Source organism: Candidatus Avelusimicrobium sp., assembly GCF_051874775.1.
Lineage (GTDB): Bacteria > Elusimicrobiota > Elusimicrobia > Elusimicrobiales > Elusimicrobiaceae > Avelusimicrobium.
Genome location: NZ_JBJEGE010000037.1, coordinates 1 through 5799 on the forward strand (window position 1 = coordinate 1; position 5799 = coordinate 5799).

Consider the following 5799-nt stretch of genomic DNA (forward strand, 5'->3'; position numbering starts at 1 on the left):
GCAGAAAGTATTTTTCTGCCCGTTCTTGCTTATTAGGATAAACAATTTTCCAAAACCTGCTGTCTTGCGCGTACTTTGGGGCTTACGTAATTACCACTACGCTGCGCCCCAACTCGTCCGCGCAATACGGAGCGGTTTTGAAAAATCATATAATCGTCTACAATGTTATTCTAATCTGCACGGCGTGGTTTATTAGGCGGTTTTCTTGTTTCCGATAAGAGGGTTGTATTGTTTTTTTTTTTTGATACCATGGGGATAATTCTTTGTGTAAGGAGATATATTCCATGTATCAAAAGGGATTTACGTTAATAGAACTGTTAGTCGTTGTGCTTATTATCGGCATATTATCCGCGGTGGCGCTTCCCCAATACCGTGTGGCGGTGGCAAAAGCGCGTTATACGGAAGCGATAGCTATGGCGGATGCCATCTATAAGGCCCAGCAGATATATTATATGGCGAATGGGGAGCGGGCGTACAGCATGGAAGATTTGGATATTTCCTTTCCCGGCGCGGAGCTGTCCGGCAGTAACGTTATTACTCCCACAGTGGAGTGTTCTCTTAATGCGGGTTCATCGGGTAGCGCATGGTCAAGTGCTTCCGTAGTGTGTTACACTAAGGACGGTGTTTGGTATCGCAGGTTCTATGCGGATAGTACTCCACCCTTGTGTTTGGCGTTGAAAACAGCTGAGTTTACAAACAAGATTTGCAAGAGTATGAGCGACCGGGAACCTTTTTCGTGGGACGGTGTAACCAACTATTATTATATTCGTTAAGCGGGTGCTTCGGGAATGCCTTGACCCGTTTTTTTTTTTTGATAACATAGGGTAACTTTAGGTTTGGCGGCTTTTCCCACGTACGTCATTCCCGAATGCTTCTATTGGGAATCTGTCGTTTTATAACGTCGAGATCCCGTACTACAACCTTACGGGATGACGCAACAGAGGAGTAAAGCCGCCAAACCGTAATAAGGGGGATATATTCCTTTTTCGCAGGGAAAAAAGAAGGTTATATTTCCGGCTGGGATGTATATTCGTTTTAGTGCGCTTTTTTAATAATCAGCCACATCCAAAGCGGATACAGCGTCAGCAAAAAGAGTTTCGTCAGCAGCTGTGCGCTAAAGCTGAACCGACCCGTCCAATAGCATACCCAAGCTGTAGCGGTGCATACGAGCAGTATACTGAGCAGTTTGACGTATTCGTAACGGATTGGGTAAACTTTTTGTGTAAAGCAAAACAGCGCGCACGCCATCGCGGCGTAGCTGAACATTACGGCCCAGCCTGCCCCCATAATCCCCAAATGCGGTACCAATGTTAAGTTAGTCGTTATGCTGACGGCCGCGCCCAACAGCGTAATCCACATCAGCACTTTTGTTTTTTTAGTCAGCACAGGGCCGACCATAAAATTGATGTACATCCCGTAGAAGAAATATCCCGTGAGCACAAACGGAATAATGTGCATTCCGCCCCAATACGCGGGGCCGATTAAGTGGAACTTCCCAAACAGATTGCTTTTGATGATAAGGGGCATTAAAAGCGTAAGGCCCAGCAAAAACCACGATGCCGCCGCCGCAAAGCACGACAGTACCCGTGCAAAAGTTTCTTTGGCGTCCGCGTCCTTGGCGTGCGCCAGAAAGAACGGCCGCCACGCTTGGTCAAACATAGAAACAATCAACATCATAAATACGCCGATTTTAAAATTGGCCTGATACACGCCCACTTGCTCCGGCCCCACCAAGCGCACCAAAATCGGTTTGTCGATAACGCTTACCAAAAGGCTGGCGATTCCCGCCGGTACAAACGGCCACGCAAACGTAAAGAGTTCTTTTTCCAGCTTGGGTTCAAATTCAAACGCGCGGCCTTGCTTGAGTTCCTGCCATACAATCGGGCTTAACAGTAATAAGGACGCCAAAGACGCAAACACGTTGGCCCATAAAATTGATTCAATGCCGCGGTGTAACAGCGCAATAAATACGATATTGCATAATACGTTTACGATAATGGATACCGTCCTCACGCCCGCAAAATACCACGCGCGCCGTTCCAAGCGGAGTTTGGTAAACGGAATCATATTTAGCACGTCCAGCAGTAAAATGACCGCCGCCAAGCGCATAAGCGGCGCAGTTTCAACTGGAATGCCGATAAGCTGCGCCGCGGGCGCGGCAAACAGCCATAACAAAAGCCCCAATACGATGCCGTTTAACAGCACGCCGTAAAAACATTGGCGGAACACTTTGCTTTTGTCGGGCGCGTCGCTGGCAAAGCGCAGGTAGCTTTGGTCCATTCCAAATAAAAATACAACGTTAAACAAGGCCACCGCCGCAAATACGGTGGCTACAATTCCGTATTGGTCGGGCAGTAAATAGTAGGTATAAAAGGGAACGAGGCAGAAATTAAGCAAACGCGCGAGCACCGTGGAGGTACCGTAAACGAGCGTTTCTTTACCGAGGCGTTTAATGTCTTTTGCCATAAGAACGGAAAAATCCCGCGCGGCGTTTCTTCCGCGCGGGAAGCGTTAGTTATAATTTGACGAACAACAGTTCCAACAATTTTTTGAATTTGCCTTCAATCTTTTTCGTTTCGCTGATGGTTTGCGCGTGGGAGAGCGGTTTTTTCTCAATGCCGCAGCCCATATTGCTTACCCAAGCGAGGCCCAGCACCAAAATCCCGCACTGGCGCGCAACAAGCACTTCCGGCACGACGGACATACCGACGACAGTTGCACCCCATTTTTTGAACATTTTGATTTCCGACGGCGTTTCAAAATTCGGGCCGGTGGCGGCCAGATAAACGCCTTCGCCCGCGTTGATACCCGCTTTTTTTGCGGCAGCCAACGCGGTTTTGCGCATTGTTTTGTCGTACGCTTCGGAAAGGTCAAAGAACATCGGCCCGAAGGCGGGATCGTGATTGCCGATGAGCGGATTGTTGCACATAAAATTGATGTGGTCTTTTAAAACGCACAGCGACCCGGGTTTTAGCTTCATATCCATCGAACCTACGGCGGCGGAAACGAGCAGTTTTTCCACGCCCAGCTGTTTTAACGTGCGGATGGACAGAGCCAAATCTTTCATCGGGTGGCCTTCGTAATAGTGAAAACGTCCCTGCATAATCACGATGTTGCGGCCTTTGTAGACCCCGAAAACGAGGTTGCCCGTGTGCCCGGGAACGGTGCTTTTTAAAAAGTGTGGGATGGAAGAATACGGAATTTTAATTTCCTTTTCCAACGGCGGAATGGAACCCGCTAATCCCGACCCCGTGATGAGGGCGATTTCCGGCTTGAAGTTTTTTGTCTTTTTTAAGATGTAGGCGGCTGCTTTTTTTACCTGATCAAGTTGGGTCATAACTTCCTCCTATAAAGTCGTCCGTTCGGGGGAGAACGCGTTTGGCACGTGTTCGATTCCTTGCGGCAGGACGCATAGCACGTCAAATCGGATACCGTCACATTTTACGCTTTTGGCTTTAATGTATGACGCAGCGGTCAACGCCAAGCGTTTTTGTTTGGCCGGAGTAACGGCCATCAGCGGGCCGCCATAGGCGCTGTAGGCGCGCGTTTTGACTTCTACAAATACAAGCGTTTTCCCGTCTTTGGCAACAAGGTCCAGCTCCCCGTAGGGGGCGGAAAAATTACGTTCCAATATACTCCACCCCTTTGCTTGCAGATAGCGGGCGGCTTGTTCTTCGCCTTGCGTTCCAATAGCTTTTGTATTCACGGTAAAATCGTGGGCGTAATCAATTTGCGTACGGGAGCAAAAGAACGGCGGTGCTCCTTGCACGGGCCCAATTCCCGCAGAGCCTGCAGGTGTTTGGCGGTGCCGTAGCCCTTATGTCCGGCAAAACCGTAATTGGGATAGAGTTTATCAAGCGTGGCCATATAACGGTCCCGCGTTACTTTGGCGATTACGCTGGCCGCCGCGATGACGAGCGATTTTGCGTCTCCGTCCACCACGGGTTGTTGGCGGATAGTCAGGTCCGCCGCGGGCAGCGGCCCGTCGATGAGTGCAACCGCCCCCGGGATATTTAAAAATTTTTGCGCGGCGCGGCGCATCGCCAAAAAGGTGGCTTGTAAAATGTTCAAACGGTCAATTTCGGCAGCGGTGGCAAAACCTACGCCGTATAAAATATCGGCATGGGTTAAACGGTCAAACAGTTCGTCGCGTTTGCGTTCCGTTAATTTTTTACTGTCGTTTACGTCTTGGAAGAAAGCGGTTAAAGAGGGGGGAATATAACACGCGCAGGCCACCACGGGCCCCGCCAGCGGGCCGCGGCCGGCTTCGTCGATACCCAAAAGAAAATTGGTTTCCAAAGTTAACGCTTGGCGTTTATCAAAATTAAACAAACTGTTTTCCATATTCCCATTATAGCAATTCGCCGGCGGTATGCGCCGGATTTTCGGTTAAAAAATAGCGCGGCGTTCGATGGTAACGTGTTTATCTCCTTGCAGATTTTTAACGGGATGAAGCACTAATTTTTCGTACAAAAACTGCTGGGCCTGCTGCGGATGTGAGGGAAGCACAATGCCCTGCAAAACCGGAATGGAAAGGTTGACGTTAACCGTTTCGTTGCGTGTGATTCCGTCCGCATCCATAAACGCGACGGTGCGGTATTCGTTTAAATGAATGTGAATTTTTTTGGGGTTGGCGTATTCGTGCGGAGTAATGCGTAGCCAGAGCGTTTTATCTTCGTTGTACATCGCAAGGGAGCGGGATTCTTCGTCAAACACCAACGTAACGGGCGCGTGTTTGTTTTTGCCGTTAAGTAAGTATTTGTACAGGTTGGGTATTAAATCCGTCGGGCCCATATATTGGTAGACTCCGTATTCTCCTTTTGGGGTTTTAAATACGCTGTGCGCGTTTACGTGCCGGACGGAAAAGTCTTTTTGCTCCATGGGGGACATTCTGCTTTCCACGGATAAAACAAGTTTTTTCGCGTTGAAATTTTGCTCCATTATGTTATCGACGTCCGCCGTGTAACGCATACGGATATCGGTTTTTGAAATTTTATAATTAAAAATTTCATTTAAAATCGTTTGTTGGTTTGTCTTCAGAAAAGACATACGCGCGATAAATCTGGATTCCACTTTTCGGCTGTTTAAATGGGAGACTCTTTTAAACAGCTTATTTAGGTGCGGGGTGACCAACCCGAAATGTTTGATATAGTACTGCATTGCCAAAAGGTCGAACGAAGGAGCAAAGCGGTGCTTCTCTTGCATCAGCCATAACTGCTCAAGCGCGTTAGTGGGGTTAGGGTTGTCGGTTAATATTGTTTTGATTTTTGATTCCGGAATTTTTGGAATCCGTATGCGGGCAGAAGTCGTACGCAAAAGTTGCACTTCAACGGAAATGGATATAGGAGTTTTTACTATTCTGCTGGTTTTTCCGGCGTGTTGTAACGCTTTGCTGCTGTGTTTTTGAAGTTGGAGCAGATTTTTTGCGGCCTTACCTTTTTGGCCCCAAGCGGGCGATTGGTTTGTCAAAAAAAGAGACAAGAGGAAACATATAAAGACGGTTGCTGCACGAAGTAAGTGATATCTTCTCATATGGTTAGAATAGCATAAATAGGGCGAAGAATAAACGGCCAAAAGACCTATATAGAGGATAGGTCTTTTGTCGTTATTTGCAGGCCTTAATCCGTCTATAAAATCTGTTCCGTACAGAGAAAGCATTTTATTTGTTTGAGCCGCAGGCGAGTTGTAAAGTGCGCCGTACGGAACTGGATTTTATGGGTGCAACCTGCGAGTTTTTTGCTTACTTTTTGTCGATACAAAAAGTAAGGTAAACTTTTGCTTCTTTTCGAAAGAAAAAGA

At 47.8% G+C, this 5799-nt stretch carries 6 protein-coding genes; 1 reads left to right on the plus strand and 5 read right to left on the minus strand.

The features are described 5' to 3' along the window. Positions 1-284: 284 nt before the first annotated feature. Positions 285-773: a type IV pilin protein gene (locus tag ACI351_RS07915; protein WP_439734706.1), complete on the plus strand. Its 489-nt coding sequence runs from the start codon at positions 285-287 to the stop codon at positions 771-773. Positions 774-1035: 262 nt separating this feature from the next. Here ACI351_RS07915 and ACI351_RS07920 read toward each other — a convergent pair whose 3' ends face one another. Genes ACI351_RS07920 through ACI351_RS07940 form a run of 5 tightly spaced genes read right to left on the minus strand, consistent with a single transcriptional unit; the run spans position 1036 to position 5532 of the window. Then, positions 1036-2466, minus strand: coding sequence for a lipopolysaccharide biosynthesis protein (locus tag ACI351_RS07920; RefSeq protein WP_439734707.1), 1431 nt, complete (start codon positions 2464-2466; stop codon positions 1036-1038). A 49-nt stretch (positions 2467-2515) separates the two neighbouring features. Next, the gene (locus ACI351_RS07925; RefSeq protein WP_439734708.1) at positions 2516-3337 is read right to left on the minus strand and encodes a purine-nucleoside phosphorylase; all 822 of its coding nucleotides are present in this window, start codon (positions 3335-3337) and stop codon (positions 2516-2518) included. A 9-nt stretch (positions 3338-3346) separates the two neighbouring features. Further along, positions 3347-3706, minus strand: coding sequence for a YraN family protein (locus ACI351_RS07930; RefSeq protein ID WP_439734709.1), 360 nt, complete (start codon positions 3704-3706; stop codon positions 3347-3349). Beyond that, positions 3703-4344: a ribonuclease HII gene (locus ACI351_RS07935; RefSeq protein ID WP_439734710.1), complete on the minus strand. Its 642-nt coding sequence runs from the start codon at positions 4342-4344 to the stop codon at positions 3703-3705. Before ACI351_RS07935 ends, ACI351_RS07930 begins: the two co-directional genes overlap by 4 nt. 45 nt (positions 4345-4389) lie before the next feature. After that, positions 4390-5532 (minus strand): hypothetical protein, encoded by a 1143-nt coding sequence (locus ACI351_RS07940; RefSeq protein ID WP_439734711.1) that lies wholly within the window; start codon positions 5530-5532, stop codon positions 4390-4392. Positions 5533-5799 lie beyond the last annotated feature (267 nt).